Here is a 20,372-nt window from a genome sequence, read left to right as displayed (position 1 = left end):
CCTGCATAACAGTCAGCCCTTCATGAAAGGCGGTCTGTTCCAACACCCTCCACTTCTCGGCTGCGTGCCAACGGGTTCGGCCGTTCGGTACTTGCAGCCCATCCTGTAACTAAGTCGTTATCCAACGTCGTTGATCCACAGCTCCTTCGCAGGCGGGGGCCACGGAGCGGCTCGGCTCCCCGTGCTCCGGTGCCTGCCCCGCCAGTCACCCACAAGTGAAGATGACCAAGCCCTCTTGCCCCGCTCCGCTATCACCCGAGCGACTCAGGCGGGCGGCGATTCACTCGCCCCAGTAGGAGTTGGTGACCGTCGGGACATACACCCGGAGGTCTGGATATCTACGCACGCGCGACGCTCTGCGAGTTGGCCTGGACTTCACCGCGGTCTTCGCCGACACCGCCATGGTCGCCCTCGGCGCACTGAGCACCTTCCAACCTGCCCAGGGTGACTCGGAGTTGGACGGGCCTGCGGAACGTCGAAGCTCCTGGTGGACGAGTTGTCGACCAAGATCAACCGTCGTTCCAGGAGCTCCGTGTGCTTGTCTACCCGTCGGCCATCGATCTGTCCACCGTGCACCTGCGTCACCTGAGTCGGGAGATAGGCAGTCGGTGGCGGAGGCTGACTCCCCGACGCCAGGCCCTGCTCGCCCTGGCCCATCTGCGGTGTGGCGACACGTATGCGCAGCTCGCAGCCGGGGTCGGCATCGGGATTGCCACCGTGTACCGCTACGTCCGCGAGGCGATCGACGTTCTGGCCGCGCTTGCGCCCACGCTCAACGAGGCAATGGCAATGGCCTGTTCGAAAGCGTACGTGATCCTGGACGGCACCGTGCTGCCGATCAACCGGATCGCCGCCGACCGGCCCTTTACTACTCCGATAAGAAGCGGCATCACGGTATGAACGTTCAGGTGCTGACCGATCCGTTCGGACGGCTGCTGTGGGCGTCGCCCGCACTGCCCGGCGCGACACATGACCTGACGGCGGCACGCGAGCACGGAATCATTGACGCCCTTGCCGAGGCCGGCCTCAAGTGCTGGGCCGATAAGGCGTATCAGGGCGCGGCTGGGAACGTTCGAGTCCCGTTCAAGGGGCGACGCCTCAAGCGGTGGCAACGACGCCACAACACCACCCACGCCAAGATCCGCTGCGTCGGTGAGCAGGCCATGGCCACGCTCAAGAGCTGGCGTCTGCTGCGGAAGTTGCGCTGCAGCACCAACCGCATCACCGCGATCGTCAAGGCCGTGCTCACTCTGCACCTCGCAGCCGCGTCAGGATGAAAACACCTCACTCCTTGGCCGTAACGAAACAGCCCCCACACCCCAAGATCCGAGGCCACCCCGCACTCCTCCAGCGAACCATCCGACGGCCCCGCCGTCAGCGCCCCGGGCAACATCACCAACAGAGTCACAACATTGCCCTTAAAACGGCAATCCGGGACTAAATAACGGAAGAGAGCACCCTCTCAACAAGAGTCCCGGTGGGACATGTGTCCCAATGAGACATCAAGGCGTATGCTCGCAACCATGAAGGCAACGGAGCCAGCCCACCCGACGCAGGACCGGCGGCGGCGCAAGGCGCAGCAGACGCGGAACGCGCTGGCCTGCGCCGCGGTGGAGCTGATCCTGGAACACGGGCTGGCGGCCACGACCGTGGAGGCGATCGTGGAGGAGGCCGACGTCACCCGCCGCACCTTCAGCCGGCACTTCACCGGCAAGGAGGACGCGGCCCTGGACTTCGTCCGGGGTGACGGCGACCGCATCAACGACCTGCTGCGCGTCCGGCCCGCCGGGGAACCGCCGCTGCTCGCATACCGGCGGGCGGTGCGCGCGTGGCTCGCTGACCAGGAGAACCCGGCGCATCATCTGCGGCCCCGGATGCGGCGGCTGCTGACCCTGGTGGACGCCGAGCCCGCCTTGTTCGCCGCCTACGAACGCATCCGGGTCGACGCCCAGGAGGAGTCGATCCGCATCATCGCCGAACGGCTCGACACGGACGACGTACGGGACATGCGCCCAGCCGTTGTCGTGGACGCCGCCGCCGGAGTCCTCACCGCAGCGCTGCGCGCTTGGGCGCGCGGCAGTGAAAGCCACGACTCGGGCGCCGCAGACCTGGCCGCCCTGGTGGAGCGGGCCTACGACGCCCTGATCTCGGAAGCCGCCTCCGCGGCCACCGAACCAACTTCCGAAGAGTGAGAACAGCACATGCGCACCACCCCCAGCAGTGAGTTCACCTACAACAGTGAGTTCGCCGGTCGTACCGCCCTGGTCACCGGCGCCGCCTCCGGCATCGGCCTGGCTACCGCCCGCCGTCTCGGAGCCGACGGCGCAAACGTCGTCATCGCCGACTACAACGCCGAGGGCGCGGCGCAGGCCGCCGAGGACCTCAAGGCCGAGGGCATCAAGGCCTCCGCCGTGAAGCTCGACGTGACCGATCCCGAGTCCGTTGCCGCCGCCGTCGCCTTTGCCGTGGACACCTTCGGCGCACTGCACCTCGCCGTGAACAACGCCGGCATCGGTGGCCCGAGTGCCCCGACCGGCGAGTACGACCTCGACGCCTACAGCCGGGTCATCCGCACCAACCTGGACGGAGTCTTCTACTCCCTGCGCCACGAGCTCCCCGCCATCGAAGCGGCCGGGCAGGGCGGCGCGATCGTCAACGTGGCCTCCATCCTCGGCTCGGTCGGCTTCGCCGGCTCCTCCGCTTACGTCGCCGCCAAGCACGGCGTGGTCGGCCTGACCAAGACCGCCGCCGCCGAGTACGCCGCGAAGAACATCCGCGTCAACGCCGTCGGCCCCGGCTTCATCGAGACCCCGCTACTGAAGGACATGGACCAGGAGGCGTACGACGGCCTGGTCGCCCTACACCCGATCGCCCGCCTCGGCCGCCCCGAGGAGGTCGCCGAGCTGATCGCCTTCCTGCTCTCCGACCGCGCCTCCTTCGTGGCCGGCAGCTACCACCTGGTCGACGGCGCCTACACCGCCCTCTGAGCCGGGCATAGAAAGGAGTTCGCGTCATGAAGGCACTGCAGTACCACACGATCGGCGCCGCCCCCGAGGTGGTCACGGTCCCCGACCCCGAGCCCGGCCCAGGCCAGGTCCTGCTGAAGGTCACCGCCGCCGGCGTCTGCCACTCCGACATCGCGGTGATGAGCTGGCCGGCCGAGAACTTCCCCTACGAGCTTCCGCTCACCCTCGGCCACGAGGGTGTCGGCACGGTCGCCGCGCTGGGCGCAGGCGTCAGCGGTGTACGTGAGGGCGACGCGGTCGCGGTGTACGGGCCCTGGGGCTGCGGCACCTGCGCCAAGTGCGCGCAGGGCAAGGAGAATTACTGCCTGCGCGCGGACGCCCTGGGCATCCGGCCACCGGGGCTCGGCACGCCGGGCGCCATCGCCGAGTACCTGCTCGTCGACGACCCGCGCCATCTCGTACCGCTGGACGGTCTGGACCCGGTCGCCGCGGTCCCGCTGACCGACGCGGGCCTCACCCCGTACCACGCGATCAAGCGATCGCTGCCGAAGCTGGTCCCCGGCTCGACGGCCGTGGTCATCGGCACCGGCGGCCTCGGCCACGTCGCCATCCAACTGCTGCGCGCGCTCACGCCAGCCCGCGTGATCGCCCTCGACGTCAGCGAGGACAAGCTGCGGCTGGCGAAGGAGGTCGGCGCCCACGAGACGGTGCTCTCCGACGCAGGAGCGGCCACCGCCGTACGCACCCTGACCGGCGGTCTCGGCGCCGAGGCCGTCTTCGACTTCGTCGGCGCCGAGCCCACCCTGCGAACCGCGGGTGCCCTGGCCGCCGTGGAGGGCGACGTCACCATCGTCGGCATCGGCGGCGGCGCCCTGCCCGTCGGCTTCGGGTCCCTTCCCTTCGAGGTGTCGGTCGCCGCGCCCTACTGGGGCAGCCGGAGCGAACTCATCGAGGTACTGAACCTGGCCCGCTCGGGCGCCGTGTCCGTACACACCGAGACCTACTTCCTCGACGAGGCCCCACTCGCCTACGAGCGCCTGCACGCCGGGAAGGTCGACGGCCGAGCGGTCATCGTTCCCAACCACTGAGCCGCGTACAGCGGTTCACAGTCAGCGACGCTCCACCGGCCCCGCCTGCGCCGTGGCCGGCCCGTCCGTGCCGATCACCCGTCGATGCACCACGACCGTGGGGACCACCGCCCGGAACGTCAGGCGTTGGACCGTTGCTTAGAGCCTCAATGGCTCTCAGCATTCCGGGTATTTCGGCTCGGAAGGTCCGTCACATCACCAAAGCGTGAGGACTTTGACTTGAGGACGGTCTCTCGCTTCTGTCTGCTGCTGGTGCGGCAGTGTTGCGCCACCTACCCGCCCGCCTGCGCCGTGCGGCGGGGGCGGGTGGCAGCTTGTGAAGGGCATTGCCGCTGAAGTCGCCGTTGAGCTCGCGGCCGTGGAGAGTGCCGAGCTCGGTGACCTTAGCGGCCGATCCCAGCAGGCTGTCCTCCTCAGCCGTGAGGACGCCTCTCCCGTGCAGGTCGCCGCCGCCGATCAACTCCTGCAGCAGGATCCCTTCGGCCCCGACGATCTGTTCCGGGGCATCGATCCGACGGCGGCCTCGGCCGCGGCAGCCCACTGGATCGCCGCGGCAGCCGAGGTCACCGGCGAGGCATCCGGGCTCGACCCAACCGCGTGGTTCTGGAAGCCGACAACATCGAGGAGCTGCCCCACGCGTCGCCTACCCTCGTCCTCGGCCTCATCTACGACGGCGTTTCGCCGTACGACGCTGTGACCAGACTTGTCCGGCATGCCATGCAGGTCACCGACGGTGTACTGCCCGACCCCACCGCTCTGCGGGAACAGCTCGAGGACCTCCACGAGACACTCACCAGGCACAGCGGCGAGGAAGAACCCGGCGTCGCTCTGCGGCTGACCCCTCTCGCCCCTCAGCGGCCCGCATGTGGCCTCCTCGAGGACCCCCTCACCGGAATCCACGGCTGCTGGCTCCTCCACAGTGAGTACGAGAACCTCAACCACGATGGCTGCGACGACCTGGAGGAATGGGACGACGCACGAGCCGAACAGGAACAGAACCGCAGCCGCGAACGCTTCGCAGAGCTCGTCCGGGACACCGCTCCCGCCACCGCGGGCGACTCATCTGACCCGGCCGTCAGCGACGTTTCGTGCGGGCGGTGTCGATCCGCGCGAAATCTTCGGGCCTTTCGTTCATGAGCAGTCCGTCGGGATCCACCAGTGGTGCTACCACGACGTGAAGATCGTTTCCGGCGGGCTCGTCCTCGCCGTCATGCCATCGCGCGACCGCCCGTCCTGCGCCCGCCACTAGGTCAGCGAGTTGGAGGGAGGGGTGGTCCACCGAGCGGCCACGCACCAGATCCTGGAGGTGGTTTGCCTTGATGAGGCCGTGGACCAGGCCCACGGCTGTAACTCCGCGTTCCAGGACCTCGAGTTTGTCGTCGGTCAGCAGCCGCTGATCGTCCGCGAGGACCTGGAGCTTGCCGCCGTAACGTATCGACGCGTGAAGAATGGCCGTGGGCACGGCGGTGATGAGGGGGTCCATCGTGTCATCCAGAAGGCCATGCTCTCCGGTCGGCGTGGCCTCGGCCGGACGCTCACGGGCGAACTCCTCCGCTTCCGGGCGGGTCTTGCGCAGCATGTCCAGGACCTCTGCTGCCTTCTTCGCCTGGGGCGCCTTGCGGCGGCGGGCGTAGGCGCAGGACTCCTGGATGACGGCGTAGAGGTCGTCGACGGTGACCTGGTCGCCTGTGCGGTTCTTCTTGGAGAAGAAGCCCACGGCGGTGGCGATGAGCCGGTCGAAGCCGTCGCGGCCCAGGGCCCGGGGGCCTTCGGTGGCCAGGTCCAGGGCCAGTTGCCGGCCCACGCCGTTGCTGACGATGTCGTGGCCCAGGGCGTGGAACCGCTCCTCCACCAGGAGGGACACGAGCTTGGCCGCGACGAAGTAGTGCTTGTCGATCGCGTACACCGAGGCACGGCCGTGCAGGGGCCCGCCGGGGGCCAGCAGTTCGCTCAGGAGCCGGCGGCGGTGACCGGCTCCCCCGCCGGTGAACATCCTTTGGAACTTCACCTCCCTCGCGGGCTTCTGGATGCCTGCCTCGCGTCGCAGTGTGTCCACGATGACGGCGGCTTCGGTGTCGTCGATGACCACCGAGCCCAGAATCATGTAGCGGTCGCGGCCGTGGAGTTGGTCGCCGTGGTAGCCGGACTCGTCGATGGCGATCCACCGGCCGGTGCCGGTACGGTCGTCGGTGGGCGCCTGGCGGTTGCGGCGGCTGAAGCGCGCTCCGAGCAGTCCCGTTCCAGCATTCGGCGCATGGTCACGTTCGATCATGCCGACATACTCCGCGCGCCCATCGCCAGGGACAAGCCGCGCCTCAAGCTTGCCCGGCCTCAATGCCCTCGCCTGCGCTCCAGGTACCGCGGGGGGGGCTGCGCGTTGGCCTGGTAGCCCGCTCGTTGGCCTACCGGCGCCACGACTGCAGGTGACGACGCAGCCTGGCCAGCGGCCTTGGCCTGTGCCCTTCGGTATTTTGGGCTAGCAGGTGACGGTCACGCTCCCTGTTCTGAGCGATTTCTGCCGCCGAGTAGTGCCGGCTCCATCGGACGCGGCCGTGATGGATCCAGTAGTGCGACCGGCAAGGGAGCGCCCAGTTGCCGATCGAGGGGGTGAGAGACACGTTCTCACCGTCGTAGGCAATGGACCATTGCGCTGGGGACAGTGGTGTGATGACCTCGTGGCCGCAACCGCAGCAGCAGAGGTGACCGCAGGTGCGGTAGGGGATCGAGACGTACAGAACCCCTGCGTCCATCGTTGGGGGGAAGGCCTCGGTGAAGACCGGGCGCAGAATGTCTCGTGCGGTCACGGCAAATCCTCGTTGGCGATCTCGTTAGTGATCAGTGAGTACGTGGTGTGGCTCTCGTCGGTGGCGTCGGCGTAGATACCGATGGAGCGTTTCCAACGGATGACAGCCAAGACTGCATTGAGCGCGTTGAGATCCGCGGTCTGGATGTTGCGTGCGTAGGCGTCGCGTTCGGGCGCCGGCTGGGGGATGCGGCGGCGGGCTGCGTCTCGGCGGCCCGGGAGGCTGGTGGTGACGCGCAGGAGTCCGCTGAGGCGGCCGTCGATCTCTTCGATGCCCATGCCGACGTCGATGAACGGTACGCCGTGTGCTTCGAGCCAGTCGATGATCGCCGACTTGCTCGCCGCGTCATCGGAGGCGAGGAACACGAATGTGGCCCCGGTGAGCAGGTCGAGGTTGTCCTCGTCGAGGTATTGCTCGCAGGCGGACAGACCTTGGTGCATGTTCGCGTAGATCGAGGCAAGGTAGGTGGCCTTGGGCGGGCGGTCACGCAGGGTGTCGAGGGTGGGGGCGCCGGGGGTCCGAAAGGCGTTGTGGTTGTCGAAGGTGTCACCGTCGATGAGGAGGATCGAGTCGACCTCGGTCTTGGCGACCTGGTCGAGGATGTAGCTTCCGCTGCCTCCGAGGCCGACGATCACGATGCGGTGGCCTCGAAAACGGCGGTTGACGGCTGCGATTCCGGCGCGGGAGGTGGCGGTGTCGCGGTAGGCGAAGGGGCTGTCGTCCTCGATCTCCTGCCATGCGGCGCCGGGGGTGGGGGTGGCTGTGGAGTCGAGTGCGTGTGCCTGGTCGGCGATGATCCTCGCGTACGCGGTGATCTTCGTGTACTCGTCGGGGTAGCCGTCGGGGCTGGGTTTGCTGGAGAGCATGAAGTTCGCCTGCATGCCCTCGGCAATCACCCGGTTCTCGGGATTGGCGAGAGCTAGGGGGCGGCCGTGCTCGTCGCAGGGGGCGGAGCCGCTGAACCAGATGCGGTGGTCGGTTCCGGAGACCAGGCGGTCCCCGCTGATGGTCATGGGGTAGGCGAGGAAGCCGTGTTCGACGGTGCGGTTCTCGGTGACGTATGGGATGTGCCGGACGATGATGTGGCCTGCGTGGACGACGACGTCGTAGCCGTCGTCGAGGAGGCGGGCCAGGTCCGGGTCACGAGCGAGAAGTGCGGTAGGCATCGAAGACCATCCCCTTCTTCACTCTGACGCTGTGGCCGGCGGTGAGGCTGCCCGTTCCGTGGCCGTCGTGGCCGCGGCTGTAACGGACGGTGTAGGTGTCCTGGTCGTTCGGCGGCTGGCCGGGGTAGGCCAGGTCGACGACCTGCTCGAAGGTGATCTCCTTCGCCTCCCAGGTGTGCGGTCGGGCGTTGACGATGATCGTGACGGGCGCGGGCCCGTGGCTGTCCTGAGACATGGATCCTCCTAGGTGAGGGGGTCGTGTGTTCGCCCGGAGGTGCCCCGGGCGGGGCGAGCGTCCGGCGGGCCACCGCAGGGGCGGCGCGCCGGACAGCCGTGTTGTTGGGGCGGGTCAGCGCTGGGGAAGGGCAAGGAGGTTGTTGGTCCACACGCCGTCGGCGCGGGTGCGGAGGTACTTCTCGCCTCGGGCGGGCGTCACCACGGCGACTTCCGTGCGATGCCCGGCCCGGTCACTGGTGTAGGCCTTGCCGGCCTGGTTCTCGATCCAGTCGACGATCTGCGCCCGCGTGTTGTCGCCGGCCTTGCCGGACGCCTGCTCGGTCCACCACAGGTGGGTGATGTGTTCGTGCGTGGTGCCGCCGGTCGACAGGCGCACCGCGGTGATCTGAATAGCCATCGTTCTGTTCCTGCCGGCGAGGTTCCGACGGCGCCCGCGGCCGGCGCCCGGGTTCCGTTCACCCCTGGGTGGGGTGCTTCGCCTGGGACGGACGACGTAACTCGCGGGTAGGCGTGAACGTGGTGCAGATGGGGGTGAAGAGGCGTCAGTCGCAGTTGAGACAGCGGTCGCTGTCTGCAGGGAACATCGAGGGCGGGTGCAGCATGAAGCATCCCGGGCAGTAGCGTTCGTTCACGCGGGGCGGGCAGGCACAGCGGCCGCAGTCGGGGCACGGGGGGACGTGGCAGCACCGGCAGGCGGGGGCGAAGGAGCGGTACTCCTCGTCGCAGTTCGCGCAGATGTAGTCGCGTGACTGCGGGCCGGTGTCGGGAGTGGGTGGGGTGAAGGCGCGCCAGGGGGCGGAGTCGGTGACGAGGACGGCAACAAGGTAGCCGTCCATGGGCGCGGAGTCGGTGTGCAGTTCCCGTCCGAGGATGCCGTCGCGGTAGCGGACCTGGGTCAGCCCTCGTGCGTGGCCGGAGCCAGCCAGCGCGCGGTCGATGACGGCTATGTCGCCCTGGAAACTGCCGCGCGTCAGGGGCGGAAGGCCGTGGGAGGCGGCGAAGGCGAGGTGTCCCGTGGCGTCCAGGAGGAGGATGTGTCCGGGCGCGGGAAGATGCTGGGCGGCTCGTACGCAGACCGCCATGCGGGAGGCGTTGCTCGCCTGCCACAGCTGGGCGACCGTCGACGCGGTGGGTCCCTGGGTGTCCAGGTGCTGGCTGACGAGGGGCGCAGGGAGCAAGATCTCAGCGGCGAACGCGTCGCAGGCCGCGTCCTCAAGGAGGAGGCCACCGTCGGGTTCCCTGCCAAAGGGCTCCATGAGGGCGAAGCTGTTCTTCTGCAGGTGGTGGCCCAATTCGTGCAGGCCGGTGAAGTCCCGCCGTGCACGGCTGGCGGACGTGGCGACGGACAGGTGCGGTGGCGGACCGAAGTCATACGCTCCGGCGACACTGCACCCTTGTTCCGTCAGATTCTCGTCGACCTCCAGGACGGTCAGCTCGCGCCAGGTTCTCAGCTCCGCGAGGGCGCCTTGCGCCAGGCGCTCGACCGCGCCGGGACGAGCCGCTTCGAGTTCCCGGACCATCGCTGCGGCCTGGGTCCGGGCGGCCCCGGCGAGTACGTAGTTGACCACTCGGTGTGCCCCCCTACTCGCCCAGACGCAGTTCGAAGTAGCGGTCCGTGCGTGCCGTCCAGTTCGGCTGTGTGCGGTCGTCGTCACGTGCGGCGAGCGTATAGATACCGTAGGCGGCGCGCAGCCGGGCCTCGCGTTCGGTCTCGTCGTGCTGAGCGGCGAGTGCCTTGACCTGTTTGCGGCGCAGGGGGCGGTTCAGTTCGTGTACGACGGCGGGCGGTAGGGCGGGATTGGCCGCGAGCAGCTGGCTGGCCGACTGACCGAGGCGTTCAGCGAGTGTGGCGGCCTGGTCGGCGGTCAGGGCCAGTTGCCCCCGCCAGATGGCGAGCGCCTGGGGCGGCGGCAGTTTCAGTTCGGCCCCGAGCTGCATAGCGGTGATGCCGTGGTCACGAAACAGCTGGTTGAGGCCTCCCGATCCTTGGGGGACCCACTGTGCCGAGGCAAGGAGCGCGAGCTGGTCGGCCAGAACTCCGCGGTACTCGATGGTCGGCGCGGACGGGGCTGCGCCGCTCCCCCACTGCGTGCCAGGCACGGCGGCGGCGAGCGTGCGGGAGGTGAGAGCGGGAGGGCGGCCGGTCAGCTCGCTGACCTGCCGGTCCAGCACACACCACGGAAGGGTGGCTTCCAGGCTCCACCACAGTGCCAGTGGCTGTTCAAGGGTGGTCGCCTGAGCGGGCAGGAGCAGGGTGTCGGCGTACCGTTCGAAGGAGGCCGGCACGGCGCGCAGAGTGTCATCGCCGCCAGCCGCGGTGATCAGCAGCAGCTGGATGGTGTCCTCCCATACTGCGCGCCAGATCTGGCCCGGCTGCGGATCCTGGGGTGGCGCGGTGGCCACCTGGCGGACGGCGTCGGGCACTTTCAGTCCCGCCGCGGCAGCCACCAGCCGTTGGTAGGCAGTGGTGTGGACAGAGCTCATACCGTCTCCCCCGTCTCCTCGGCTGTGGTCCATCAGCGCATTCTCTTCTCACTGGGTCCAGACGACGTAACTGGGGCTGTTCACGAAGGAGCATCACCGCAGCGCAGCAGCAGGGCGGCCATGACCGCCTGGCGGTCGCTGTCCGCGGATAGGGCGGTACGAAGCGTTGTTTTGAGGTTCGCCAGGACGGCAGCCGCATGGGTGTGCCGGATCTCCAGCAGCTGCGCCGCGTGATGAGCGTCCTCATCGAGGTAGGGAAGCAGCAGGCGTTCGTTGGGTGAGAGGCGCTGCCAGATGTCCTCGGCCACTCCGTCGACTCCCGTGGGGTCCGGTGCAGTGGTGGCCGTGTGCTGATCGACGAGTTCGGCGACGGTGCCTTCATCGGCGTACAACGCGGTGAAGCGGGCTGGCGCCAGGAGATCGAACCGGGCCTCGAGGACCTTGGCGAGGTCTTCCTCCCGCACCGCTCCCTGGGCGTACTGGAGCACGCGCAAGAGGATGGTCTTGAGCGCATGGACCGTCTGCCTGGGGGTGGGGCCGGAATGGTTCCAGCGGGTAATACCGACACCTGTCACCCGTGCCGCCTCTGCGATGAGATCGTCGAGATCTCCCTGCCACACGGCTCCTTCGGCGTGGCCGGCCAGCGCCCAGCGCGGCGGTGAGCCGCTGCTCTTCCGGTAGGCCGTGTCCTCGTCCATCAAGCGGGCGATGCGACGTCGGAGCTTGCCCCGCGGCGTCTTCTTCGCCTCATCGATGAGGAAATTCTTGATCGACGTGAGGAACAGCCGCTCCAAGGAGGCCTCGTCGGCGGCCTGGGCGAAGCAGACAGTCACGAACCGCTGTCCCGCTCCTTCCTGGGACAACATCGCACTGATCACGTCGTAAGCCGCGTCATCACTCCAGACAGTGTGCCCTTCCGGGGGCGGAAAACCAGAGGCACGGCGCACCTGGTGCACCAGGTGCCGCAACAGATCAAACGTGGCCGGTCCGAACTCACCGGTCTGCAGCTCCTCGAAAGCCCCGCTTGCCACGAGCCACCCCCGATCCCACGTTCCCCGCTCGGCGCATGCAGCCGCCGACCTTCACGCCTGCATACACCAACATCCACACCCCAGGCGCGCGACGCGCCCAAGGCCCCCGCTGCCCTGCGCGCGACCGTGACATGGCCAGCGGTTCGCACCGCTCGCGTGTCCTGCCGCGTGGTCCCCGCAGATGCAGGGTCGGCGGAAAGGCAGCCAGCCCTGGCTGTACACACGCAGCAAAGGACGGTGTTCAGTGCTGCTTCGTCTGGCGCCAGATGTTCTGGTGGGCCTGGTAGAGGGCCTGCAGGGCACCGGACGGTCTCTCGGGCCAGACGGCTTTGATCTGCCGCTCTCCCCAGCAGAAGGTGACGATCGCACGGCCCGCCGCATACCGTCGGAGGAGGTCGGCGCGTAGGTACAGCAGCCCGCCCGAAAAGCCGGAGGGGGCTACGAAAGACCGCGCGGCGAGTGCACCAGATGGCTCGTACTGGTCGAAGCCTGCTGGAAGAGCACGCAGGTCGAAGGCCTGTGAGAACAGCCGGCTGGGGATGTAGGCGGTGGCCTGGTTCTGGCTGCTGTGGTGGGGTTCCCAGGTGAAGTGGTGGGCCAGCCGCTCGAAGCGGAGTTCGGGCCTGCCGTGGCGCAGCGTGTCGCTGTACAGGTCCTCGGTGGTCAGTCCTGGTTCGGGTGCTGCAAATCGAGTGTGCCACGGGATCTCGCCGGCGAAGAGGTAGTACTGGGCGGGCAAGTCGATCATGTCCCGGCCCGGGTGGGTCAAGGCATCGAGTTCCTCCAGGAGTTGCGCCAGATTCTCCTGGTCGACGAGGACGGTGTTGAACAGGCCGAAGGTATCGCGTCCGGTGGTGATGTCCTCTGTGTCGATCTCTGCGTGGACGAGCAGCCATGGACCTTCGTCCGCGTCGAGCCGGGCCGGTGCAAGGAGGTCGTCCGGCACGTTGACGATTCCGTGGCGCAGCCATTCGAGGTCGTCTTCCGGTGTCCGCGGCGTCCACGTGTCGAGTGGGACCGGGACAGGTGGCGGGGGCTGCGGGAAGGTTGGGTCGATGTCTACTTCGAGTTCCTCGGGTGGCTGGCCGCGGTCGGCCAGCATGCCCGCCATGGTGTGCAAGCCGATCCAGCCGTACTTCTTGCCATAACGGTCGATCCGGCTGCTGGAAGTGTGGCTTTGTCGGGACGTTGCCGAGGTGATGCGGCGTTCTACCTCGTCGAACGGGTCGGGGCGCCAGCCCAGCGCGTGGACGACGCCGAGGACGAGGGCGGTGGCTTCTTGGTGTCCGGGGTGGGAGTCGTCGTAGTTCCTACGGCCCTGGAACAGACGCCCGAGGGTGTAGTTGCCGAAGTCCATGCCCATCGTGCTGTGGACGTCCTCCCGGCGTGGATCGCCCTCGGGCAGCGGTGTGATCGCCGGTGCTGGCGTGAAGGCCAAGGGCAGTTCGGCTGCGGCGGGGACCGTGGCGGGGTAGTAGCGGTGGGCGAGGTCGAACGTTGAGGAGACGTAGTACCGGGTCAGTGCGTGGAAGGTGGGGTGGGTGGCCTGGTGCCCGGTGAAGGTGTTCAGCAGCCCTGTCAGATAGACAGGCAAGGCAGCTTCAAGGTCCGGGGTGTGCGGTTGATGGGCCGTCGCGGCGCCGTAGCAGGCGGCGACCATGCGTTCGCCGACGTAGGCGTCGTTGACGGTGATCGCTTCCAGGGTCAGGGTGAACAGTCCTCTGATGTCGTGCCGTCCGTACCAGTACAGGGCGGCCGTGGCAGCGTCGCGAAGGTCGCGGTGGGTGCTCGTCAGCGTCCACATCAGCCACCGGGCTCGTAGCCGGTCGGATTCCGCACGGTGCGGATGCTCTCGCCAGCGTGTGGCCAGGGCGGTCGCGTCGGCGAGAAGGAGACGGCTGTTTGCGCGCTGCCACTCGCTCCAGCGCAGGTCGCGGTCGGCGACGGGTCTGTCGCGCAAGATCCGGTCGAGGAAGTGTGCGTTGAGGGGGTGGCCCGGGGCTGCGCGGGTGCTGTGAAGCCGCTGGAGGAGGTCGTCTCGTCCACGGAGTTCGTCGCTGTGGCTAGCGAGCGCCTCCACGGTGATGGAGTCGAGGTGGGCTGCTTCGAGCCGGGCGGCATGCAGGAGAGCACGCAGGCGAAGGGGTTCGGCGACGGCTTGCCACAGTTGCGTGGCGCCGGCACGGGGCATGGCGCTTGCCAAGGCCTGGAAAATGTCGGCTGCAAGAGGATGCCGTTCGTCGGGCGTGCCGTTGAAGCGTGCTGTGGTCGTGTCTTCGCCCAGTAGCCGGGCGATGCCCCTGCCGTGGGCGTGCACGAGGCTGGTGGCGATGACGTGCCCGGCCATCAGGTCGTGGACGAACGACCAGGTCGCTCCGCCCGCACCATCGGGGTGTCGCAGGAGGACACCTTCATTTTCGAGGGCGGCGAGAAGGCTCTCCTGCCAGCGGCGGTGGGTGTCCTGGCACAGCTGTTTCGCCTGAGTGTCGGGAAGGTCGCGTGCCCGGTCCTCCCACAGGGCGTTACCCAGAGCGTCGAGTGCCTGGTTGACGTCGTTGGGGTGGATGGAGGGGGTGAGTTCGTAGACGCGGTGGGCGGCAGAGGTCAGGTACTCACGGAAGATTCCGGTGAGGGAGCTGGGCAGGCCTGCGGCGCTGACGGGTTGCTTGCGGTCGCGATTGGCTGTGGCGCAGTAGATCTTCAGTGTCAGCGGGTGGCTGAGGAGTTCGCGCGGCAGGTCAGCGCCGCCGGGTTCGATTTTGTAGTGGGCGAAGTAGCGGGTGATGGATTCGTCGAGGTCTTCGTCGAATCCGTCGAGCTCCAGGATGTCGGTCACTTCGGTGGGGATGGTCTCGTCGAGGAATGCCTCGCGGACCGTGCACACCACGAGCACGGACGGGTACTGCTTGAGGGTCACCTGCAGACTGCGCACCAGTGGCGGCCACAGCGTGGGGGTTTCAGCCTCGTTCAGGCCGTCGATGACGATGGGCAGGCGGCATCCGGCTCGTTGTGCGGCTGCATCGACGGCGGCGAGAAGCTCCTCGAAAGAGGCCAGGGGCTTGCCCGCTGCCGTGACCTGGCCTGCGAGATCATCGAGGGTCTGGCGGGCGCTCAGACGCCTGCCGTAGAGCAGGACGCCGGCGGGCCGTGCCGCGGTTGCCGCGGTGAGCGTCGCGGACAGTTGCGTCTTGCCGAATCCGGCGTCGCCGGTGACCACCGCGAGCCGTGTCGACAGGTGATCGGTGACGTGGCGGGCCAGGGCGGCGGCGTCGCGGATGTGAGCGATCAGATTGGTCAGCGGCAGAGTAGCTGCATGCCGCAGGGCACGCAGCTGCCGGAGAACGGCGGGCTGCGCGGTGGGGGCCTGGGGCACGGTGCGGTCGGTGGTGCCCAGTAGCGGGGAGGGCTGGCTGTTACTGATCTGCTGGTGTGCTTCGTACAGGAGTTCGGCCACGTCACGTCCCGCGGCGGTGATCTCCGCGGTCTGCTCGGCCAGAGGGGCTGGCAGCGTCGTGCCCGCGTCGTCGAGGGCTGCTTCGAAGCGGGCGATGTTGCGGTTGGTGTCGCCCAGGTCGTCCCACGCGTCGGGTTCGGCGAGCATCCGCCGAAGCCGGTGCTCGGCCGCCGATGCCTGATGCACCTCGGGAATCCAGCGTTCGCTGGCCTCGGCGGCGGCTCGCGCATGCTGTTCAGCGAGACGCTCCGGGGTCAAAACGAGGGACCCGAAGTAGGACTCACGCAGCAAAACGGCATCGCCGACAAGCAGGTGACCGAGCTCGACCTCTGTGGCCAGGTGCAGCTTCATCGTGGTGGACAGGCCGTAGAACCACGTCTGGTCGCCGGCGGTGAGAGGGTGCCGGGTCCACAGCACGAAGTCGGAGATGCCCGGAAAGTGTTTCTCGGTCTTCCTAAGGGAGTCCTCGACGTCGCTGCGCCGGCCGACGCCGATGGCTCGGCCCGACGGGATGTCCCACCATTTGGTCTGCCACCCGAAGCAGCGACCGGGTTGGCCGAGCGGGCAGTCGGGCTGGTCGATGTCGAGGTGGAATTCGACGCCGGGTTGCTGGGCCAGGGCGATGAATTTGCCGTAGCGGGCGTATGCGTGAGTGACGGCACCCCGGCACAGCAGCTCGAAGTTATCCCGGGGGCTGCCCGGCAGCGTGGTGAACTTGTCCCAGTCCAGCGGAGTCATCGGATCGTTGGCCCTCACTTGCCCCGGCCGTAGCCGCTACCGGGGTGGTCATGTGCGGAATACACCTCGATGCGGGCGCCCTTGTCGAGGAGGACCTTCAACAGTGCCTGGACATCGGTCTCATCGGTGGTCACCACGATGGAGTCACCGTCGCGGCGCACATCGAGGTCGTACAGGAACTGTTCGAGTTCACGCGGCCCGATGCTGTGGATGTTGAGGTCACTGAGCAGTTTCAGGACCTCGTCGCTGTAGCGGTCGTTCGGCTCGCCAACGGTCAGGCGGCCGGTTTCCTCCTCCGCCTGCAGGGCCGTCGTGAGTTGTTTGATGACTGCGTGCGCTCGCTCGGCGGCGGTGGCGTCCTCGAACCGGCCGATCATGACGAGGTTCATGGAGTGCTCGGTGCCGTATCCGTACCAGGCCTTCATGCGACATCTTTCTGCTGCAGGCGGTCGAGTGCGGCAAGGACGCCGCGGTCGTCGACCGGCTCACCGGCGGAGTGATAGGAGGTTCGCCGGAGCGTTCCGGCGGCGTCGATGTGCGCGTAGGTGCGCAGTCCCCTCTCGCGCGGAAACGGCTGGGCAGTCGGTAGTGAGCCGGTGTCGCCCTCGCCGAGGGTGAGGGCCACGGGACCGGGGTAGTTGGTGATCCATTGGTGCAGGGCGGCAACGGTGTGCGGGCTGCTGCCCGGGCGCCCGCTTGCCGGACGCTCGGGCAGCAGCAGGAGTTCCGTTGCCCCGGTCGAGGCAGCCAGATCGGCGACGGCGTCGAGATCGGGCAGCGTCTGGGTGTTCACGACGCAGTTGAGCCCGAACCGGAACGTTTGCCCGATGCAGGTAAGCCGCTGCACGAGTTCGGTGAAGGGGCGGCCGCGCTGTTCCTCGTAGGTGGCGCCGACTCCGTCGACGCTGACGCGGACAAAGTTGAGCGCTCCGGCCAGCGCGTCGATCAGTTGGGGTGTAAGCCGGTGTGCGTGTGTCGTCATGGTCACCGCGAGGCTGGTGCGTTCGGCGGCGTGTCGGGACACCTGGGGAAGGCGGCGGTAGAGGGTGGGTTCTCCGCCGCCGAATCCGATGCCGAGGCAGCCCTCCGCGTCCAGTTCGTCGATCCATGCGCACAGCCGGTCGGCATCCAGCACGGCGGCGGTCTTGGGTGCGTAGCAGAACGGACAAGCCAGATCGCAGGCGTTGGTCAGGGCGATCGACACCTGGCGGGGGGCGCGGGCCCACTGCGTTTCGGGGACGTCGACCTCGTCGAAGAGTACGTTCAGGCCGGTGCGGCGGTCGAAGAAGTGCATCCCGTCGGGGCCGGCACGACGCTTCACCGGCAGCCCCGCATCGCTTGCACCTCTCCCGTACATGTTTCGGCCCAAAGTATGGCAGGACTCACGAGCCCTAACCACCCGTTCCAGACCGTTCACCATGAGGGAGTTCAGGGCCGCCACTGCGCAGGCGGTGCCGCTCAGCCCTCGTCAGGAAGGCCGACCGTCTTGCATACTTCAGGCATTTCAGTGATCGTCCGTGTGCCCGCGTAGTAGCGGATGGCATTGGGATACCTCTTGTCGTGCTCCCGATACATCAGAACCTGACCTACCAGGGCGCTGATCTGCCATGAGTCCCCCAAAGCAGCGGCCAGCAGGCGGAAGGCCCGATCGGCGCACAGAGAACTCTCCGGGAGAGTGATCCCTACCTTGTCGAGTTCCGCTTCCCGGCGCTCGATGCGGAAGGCGTAAGGGAGTTGGGCCCGCAGCTGCGCAGCCATCTCGTGCGCTGTCACCTTGAGGGCTGGAGCGTCGAAGCGAACAAGCCACGACAGGTCGATGGGATGAAGTACGTCGAAGTGGTCGCCGCTGCGCTGGAGGGAGTCCCTCATCCGCCCCGCGTCGTTGTTACCGAAGCCGGTGTTGTTCCACAGCGGAGGACACCCCTGGGCGTGAAGGTGCTGGTGCACGAGGAGCTCCGGCGACAGGACGCTGAGGTCGTCGTCCAGCTTGAGATAGCTGAACGAGAGGTCGCGGGCGTCGATATAGCAGCGTCCGTTGATCTTCCGCAGGTGACGGCCGAGACGGACGGCGATCGAACGGCCGCCCGTTGCCGCGTAGAGGATTTCCGGGGCGTCGCTGGACTCCCGGTGCAGAAGGTAGACGCCGGGCCAGTCCTCCAGCTTCTCGATGCTCTGCGTCGTGAGGTCGTGGCGCGGCTGCGCGGCGAGGATTCTGAGGAAGTGGTCCACGTGCTCCTGAGGGAGCAGTCGGAATCCGGTACTGCCGGCATACGCGACGTTGCGGCTGAAGGAGTAGGACTCAACCGTGTCGGTCACGCGGTGGTTCGGTTCGGGAAGACCGCGTGCCTTGAGCGTGCTCTTGAGCTTGGGGTAGATGTCGGTCAGAGCGAGCGTCGGCGGGGCGCCTGGGATGCCGCTTCGCACGACGTCGCACAGGACCTGGGTGAAGGACGTGCTAGCGGTCTCGTCTCGCGGCGGCACATGCGCGACCTGGTCAGCCGCTGTGAGCGTATAGACGCCGCGGACGTCGGTGCTGTCCACGAGTTGGCTCTCACCAGCGCCCGCCAGACCATGGATGATCCGGCCCGAGTAACAGCAGTCGAGAATCACCAACTTCACCTGGGCCGGTGAGTCCAGGAGAGCGCTGCGGACCTTGTCGTACTCCAAGCCGGTCAGGTCGGGATAGCGCAGCTGGGTATCGCCAGCGGCCAGGCACAGCGCACCGGACTTGCTGACGACTCCGTGGCCGACGAAGTAGATCAGCAGGGTACCCGTGGTCTCCTCGGCCAGGCGGTGCAGTTCCAGGGCCAGGTCTGTGGCCCCTGCGGGGTCCTCCAGAACGTGCACCTGGTCCTCGGACCAGCCGCACAACTCGGGGCTGGTCAGCAACCGGTGCATCGCGTGCAGGCTGTTGCGCGCTGCGGGCACGTCCAGGAGGGAGGGGTCCCGGTACTGGGAGACGCCGATGAGGATGGCAGCGTCGTCAGACTCCATCGGAGTCCTCTCCCAGGAATCGCTGGATCAGCGCTTCGGCCTCGGCGGCGTCACTGGTCTCGAGTTCCAGGGTGCGGTCGGCTCGGGTGATGGAGATGCGGATCTTGGTCGGGGCACGGCGGTTCTGCAGCCAGGTGGCGAGGGAACCGGCCAGGACGGTGGCGATACCGCTGGAACCGAGGGATACCGTGAGCAAGTCGAGCCCGGCACCGAGCTCGTTCTCCGCGGGTGCGGCGGGCAGGACGTGCACGCGCCCCTGGAGGCCGCGTTCACCGCGGAGCCACCCGATCAGCGCCAAGCGATCGTCAAGTTCAGTCTCCGAGTCGAGCCTGATCTGAACATCCGTCGCCCCGGTGCCCTGGGTGCCGTGCATCTCGTACTCCCCCGCTGCTGTGCGCATCTGATGCCCCGGACTCCCCCGAGCTGGTACGAGAAGTCACCCTACGGTGGCAAGCCCGTCCGGTTCGGACCAGGCCCGACGAAGCGATGTCACGCCACGACACTGGGCCGACTCGGAGCCTGTACGTCCGCGCCCCACGACCGCCACTACCGGCGGCCTCTTGCCCCTGAGCAGCCAAGGCTCCTGTTGAGCAGGCCCGCGGAGCCACCCCACAAAACCGCAGGCAAAGCCGAGTCACCGAGGCACACACTCGATCTCCGGCACCAACCCTACTTTCCAGTAACTTCTATCGGACTTCGCTCTCTAAAACTGAGCAAGTCCCTGGCTGGCGGGCAGGGGCTGCTCACCTCCAAGAGGGCCGCAACAGCGACACGCCAAGGGCTCGCAGAAGAAGAACAGGCAGGCGATCAGTGCGTTGACCTGCGGAGCCAAGTCCCGGGCCCCTCAAGCCGATTCCCTATGAGCCCTACCGGGCTCATGAACGGCTGGCCGTGGCTCGACACTCGGGTGGCACGGCACCCCTCATCGCCGCCCTGGAGTAACCTCCTCCCGCCAACGAGCCCGCTTCGCCCGCTACCGCCCCCGCAGCGCGGCTGGCGCGCCAGCCAGGCGCAGCAGCTTGTGCAGCCCAGAGCCAGTGCGCAGAGGAAGACGGATGCCGTGCACGACGAGCCCAGTTACATCGCATCGGTGCTGCGAGCGAGGTACCAGCGGCGCCTGCCGTCCAGCCTCGACGAACTGGCCGGGCCCGAGCACGGGATGGTGGAGCTGCCGCTGCACATCGCGTGGTCCGGACTGCGCGTCCTCGATCTGGACCGGCCACGCCAGCGCATGAGCCTGTACAGAACAGTGCTCACCGAAGGCATGCGTGACGACCTGTGCCGCTACCTCAACAAGGGCATCCTGCTCGAGCTGTGGCCAGTACTCCACAAGCTCATCAGCAGGACCATCAAAGACGTCTGGGAAGAAGCGTTCCCCGAGCTGCAACCCTGATCGGCTTCCGACGCGCT

The 20,372-nt window shown here is 67.7% G+C and carries 18 protein-coding genes and 1 pseudogene; 5 read left to right on the top strand and 14 right to left on the bottom strand.

Annotation, left to right across the window (positions count from 1 at the left end):
• Positions 1-534: 534 nt before the first annotated feature.
• From OG718_RS52575 to OG718_RS52560, 4 genes and pseudogenes are all read left to right on the top strand, one after another.
• Positions 535-1,277 (top strand): annotated as a pseudogene (locus OG718_RS52575) (transposase family protein).
• A 246-nt stretch (positions 1,278-1,523) separates the two neighbouring features.
• Positions 1,524-2,192, top strand: coding sequence for a TetR/AcrR family transcriptional regulator (locus tag OG718_RS52570; RefSeq protein WP_328842904.1), 669 nt, complete (start codon positions 1,524-1,526; stop codon positions 2,190-2,192).
• Between the two features lie 9 nt (positions 2,193-2,201).
• Positions 2,202-2,987, top strand: coding sequence for an SDR family NAD(P)-dependent oxidoreductase (locus tag OG718_RS52565; RefSeq protein WP_328842905.1), 786 nt, complete (start codon positions 2,202-2,204; stop codon positions 2,985-2,987).
• Positions 2,988-3,013: 26 nt separating this feature from the next.
• On the top strand, positions 3,014-4,054 hold the full coding sequence (locus OG718_RS52560; RefSeq protein WP_328842906.1) for an NAD(P)-dependent alcohol dehydrogenase: 1,041 nt from the start codon (positions 3,014-3,016) through the stop codon (positions 4,052-4,054).
• A gap of 456 nt (positions 4,055-4,510) precedes the next feature.
• Here the strand turns inward: OG718_RS52560 and OG718_RS52555 are convergent, their stop codons facing one another.
• The 14 genes from OG718_RS52555 to OG718_RS52495 form a co-directional block, all read right to left on the bottom strand.
• Positions 4,511-4,996: a hypothetical protein gene (locus OG718_RS52555; RefSeq protein WP_328842907.1), complete on the bottom strand. Its 486-nt coding sequence runs from the start codon at positions 4,994-4,996 to the stop codon at positions 4,511-4,513.
• Positions 4,997-5,129: 133 nt separating this feature from the next.
• A complete protein-coding gene (locus OG718_RS52550) occupies positions 5,130-6,326 on the bottom strand; it encodes a DUF3800 domain-containing protein (RefSeq protein WP_328842908.1) in 1,197 nt (398 codons plus the stop codon).
• A gap of 130 nt (positions 6,327-6,456) precedes the next feature.
• On the bottom strand, positions 6,457-6,804 hold the full coding sequence (locus OG718_RS54575; RefSeq protein WP_443055317.1) for a DUF6527 family protein: 348 nt from the start codon (positions 6,802-6,804) through the stop codon (positions 6,457-6,459).
• A gap of 50 nt (positions 6,805-6,854) precedes the next feature.
• On the bottom strand, positions 6,855-8,024 hold the full coding sequence (locus OG718_RS52545) for a ThiF family adenylyltransferase (RefSeq protein WP_328842909.1): 1,170 nt from the start codon (positions 8,022-8,024) through the stop codon (positions 6,855-6,857).
• Complete coding sequence (locus OG718_RS52540) at positions 7,999-8,259, bottom strand: multiubiquitin domain-containing protein (RefSeq protein WP_145887661.1); 261 nt, start codon at positions 8,257-8,259, stop codon at positions 7,999-8,001. Before OG718_RS52540 ends, OG718_RS52545 begins: the two co-directional genes overlap by 26 nt.
• A 114-nt stretch (positions 8,260-8,373) precedes the next feature.
• The gene (locus OG718_RS52535) at positions 8,374-8,658 is read right to left on the bottom strand and encodes a DUF3892 domain-containing protein (protein WP_328842910.1); all 285 of its coding nucleotides are present in this window, start codon (positions 8,656-8,658) and stop codon (positions 8,374-8,376) included.
• A 145-nt stretch (positions 8,659-8,803) separates the two neighbouring features.
• On the bottom strand, positions 8,804-9,829 hold the full coding sequence (locus OG718_RS52530) for an ImmA/IrrE family metallo-endopeptidase (protein WP_328842911.1): 1,026 nt from the start codon (positions 9,827-9,829) through the stop codon (positions 8,804-8,806).
• A 13-nt stretch (positions 9,830-9,842) separates the two neighbouring features.
• The gene (locus OG718_RS52525) at positions 9,843-10,745 is read right to left on the bottom strand and encodes a hypothetical protein (protein ID WP_328842912.1); all 903 of its coding nucleotides are present in this window, start codon (positions 10,743-10,745) and stop codon (positions 9,843-9,845) included.
• An 80-nt stretch (positions 10,746-10,825) separates the two neighbouring features.
• Positions 10,826-11,713, bottom strand: a complete 888-nt coding sequence (locus OG718_RS52520) for a hypothetical protein (protein ID WP_328842913.1) — start codon at positions 11,711-11,713, stop codon at positions 10,826-10,828.
• 304 nt (positions 11,714-12,017) lie between these two features.
• Positions 12,018-15,968, bottom strand: coding sequence for a hypothetical protein (locus OG718_RS52515; protein ID WP_328842914.1), 3,951 nt, complete (start codon positions 15,966-15,968; stop codon positions 12,018-12,020).
• A gap of 14 nt (positions 15,969-15,982) precedes the next feature.
• The gene (locus tag OG718_RS52510; RefSeq protein ID WP_328842915.1) at positions 15,983-16,393 is read right to left on the bottom strand and encodes a DUF6375 family protein; all 411 of its coding nucleotides are present in this window, start codon (positions 16,391-16,393) and stop codon (positions 15,983-15,985) included.
• Positions 16,390-17,289, bottom strand: coding sequence for a radical SAM protein (locus OG718_RS52505; protein ID WP_328842916.1), 900 nt, complete (start codon positions 17,287-17,289; stop codon positions 16,390-16,392). Before OG718_RS52505 ends, OG718_RS52510 begins: the two co-directional genes overlap by 4 nt.
• Positions 17,290-17,426: 137 nt before the next feature.
• Positions 17,427-18,962 (bottom strand): caspase family protein, encoded by a 1,536-nt coding sequence (locus tag OG718_RS52500; protein WP_328842917.1) that lies wholly within the window; start codon positions 18,960-18,962, stop codon positions 17,427-17,429.
• Positions 18,952-19,362 (bottom strand): effector-associated constant component EACC1, encoded by a 411-nt coding sequence (locus OG718_RS52495; RefSeq protein WP_328842918.1) that lies wholly within the window; start codon positions 19,360-19,362, stop codon positions 18,952-18,954. The genes OG718_RS52500 and OG718_RS52495 overlap by 11 nt, the downstream gene beginning before the upstream one ends.
• A 660-nt stretch (positions 19,363-20,022) precedes the next feature.
• Here OG718_RS52495 and OG718_RS52490 point away from each other — a divergent pair.
• Positions 20,023-20,355 (top strand): transcriptional regulator, encoded by a 333-nt coding sequence (locus OG718_RS52490; RefSeq protein ID WP_328842919.1) that lies wholly within the window; start codon positions 20,023-20,025, stop codon positions 20,353-20,355.
• Positions 20,356-20,372 lie beyond the last annotated feature (17 nt).

This window comes from Streptomyces sp. NBC_00258 (assembly GCF_036182465.1).
GTDB lineage: Bacteria > Actinomycetota > Actinomycetes > Streptomycetales > Streptomycetaceae > Streptomyces.
This window is presented reverse-complemented; position numbering and strand designations above follow the sequence as displayed.

Bases quoted from the DNA above. Each gene is read 5' to 3' on its own strand.
- OG718_RS52540 (WP_145887661.1), bottom strand. From the start codon at position 8,259: ATGTCTCAGGACAGCCACGGGCCCGCGCCCGTCACGATCATCGTCAAC.
- OG718_RS52525 (WP_328842912.1), bottom strand. From the start codon at position 10,745: ATGAGCTCTGTCCACACCACTGCCTACCAACGGCTGGTGGCTGCCGCG.
- OG718_RS52560 (WP_328842906.1), top strand. From the start codon at position 3,014: ATGAAGGCACTGCAGTACCACACGATCGGCGCCGCCCCCGAGGTGGTC.
- OG718_RS52545 (WP_328842909.1), bottom strand. From the start codon at position 8,024: ATGCCTACCGCACTTCTCGCTCGTGACCCGGACCTGGCCCGCCTCCTC.
- OG718_RS52510 (WP_328842915.1), bottom strand. From the start codon at position 16,393: ATGAAGGCCTGGTACGGATACGGCACCGAGCACTCCATGAACCTCGTC.
- OG718_RS52535 (WP_328842910.1), bottom strand. From the start codon at position 8,658: ATGGCTATTCAGATCACCGCGGTGCGCCTGTCGACCGGCGGCACCACG.
- OG718_RS54575 (WP_443055317.1), bottom strand. From the start codon at position 6,804: ATGGACGCAGGGGTTCTGTACGTCTCGATCCCCTACCGCACCTGCGGT.
- OG718_RS52500 (WP_328842917.1), bottom strand. From the start codon at position 18,962: ATGGAGTCTGACGACGCTGCCATCCTCATCGGCGTCTCCCAGTACCGG.
- OG718_RS52515 (WP_328842914.1), bottom strand. From the start codon at position 15,968: ATGACTCCGCTGGACTGGGACAAGTTCACCACGCTGCCGGGCAGCCCC.
- OG718_RS52565 (WP_328842905.1), top strand. From the start codon at position 2,202: ATGCGCACCACCCCCAGCAGTGAGTTCACCTACAACAGTGAGTTCGCC.
- OG718_RS52570 (WP_328842904.1), top strand. From the start codon at position 1,524: ATGAAGGCAACGGAGCCAGCCCACCCGACGCAGGACCGGCGGCGGCGC.
- OG718_RS52495 (WP_328842918.1), bottom strand. From the start codon at position 19,362: ATGCGCACAGCAGCGGGGGAGTACGAGATGCACGGCACCCAGGGCACC.
- OG718_RS52550 (WP_328842908.1), bottom strand. From the start codon at position 6,326: ATGATCGAACGTGACCATGCGCCGAATGCTGGAACGGGACTGCTCGGA.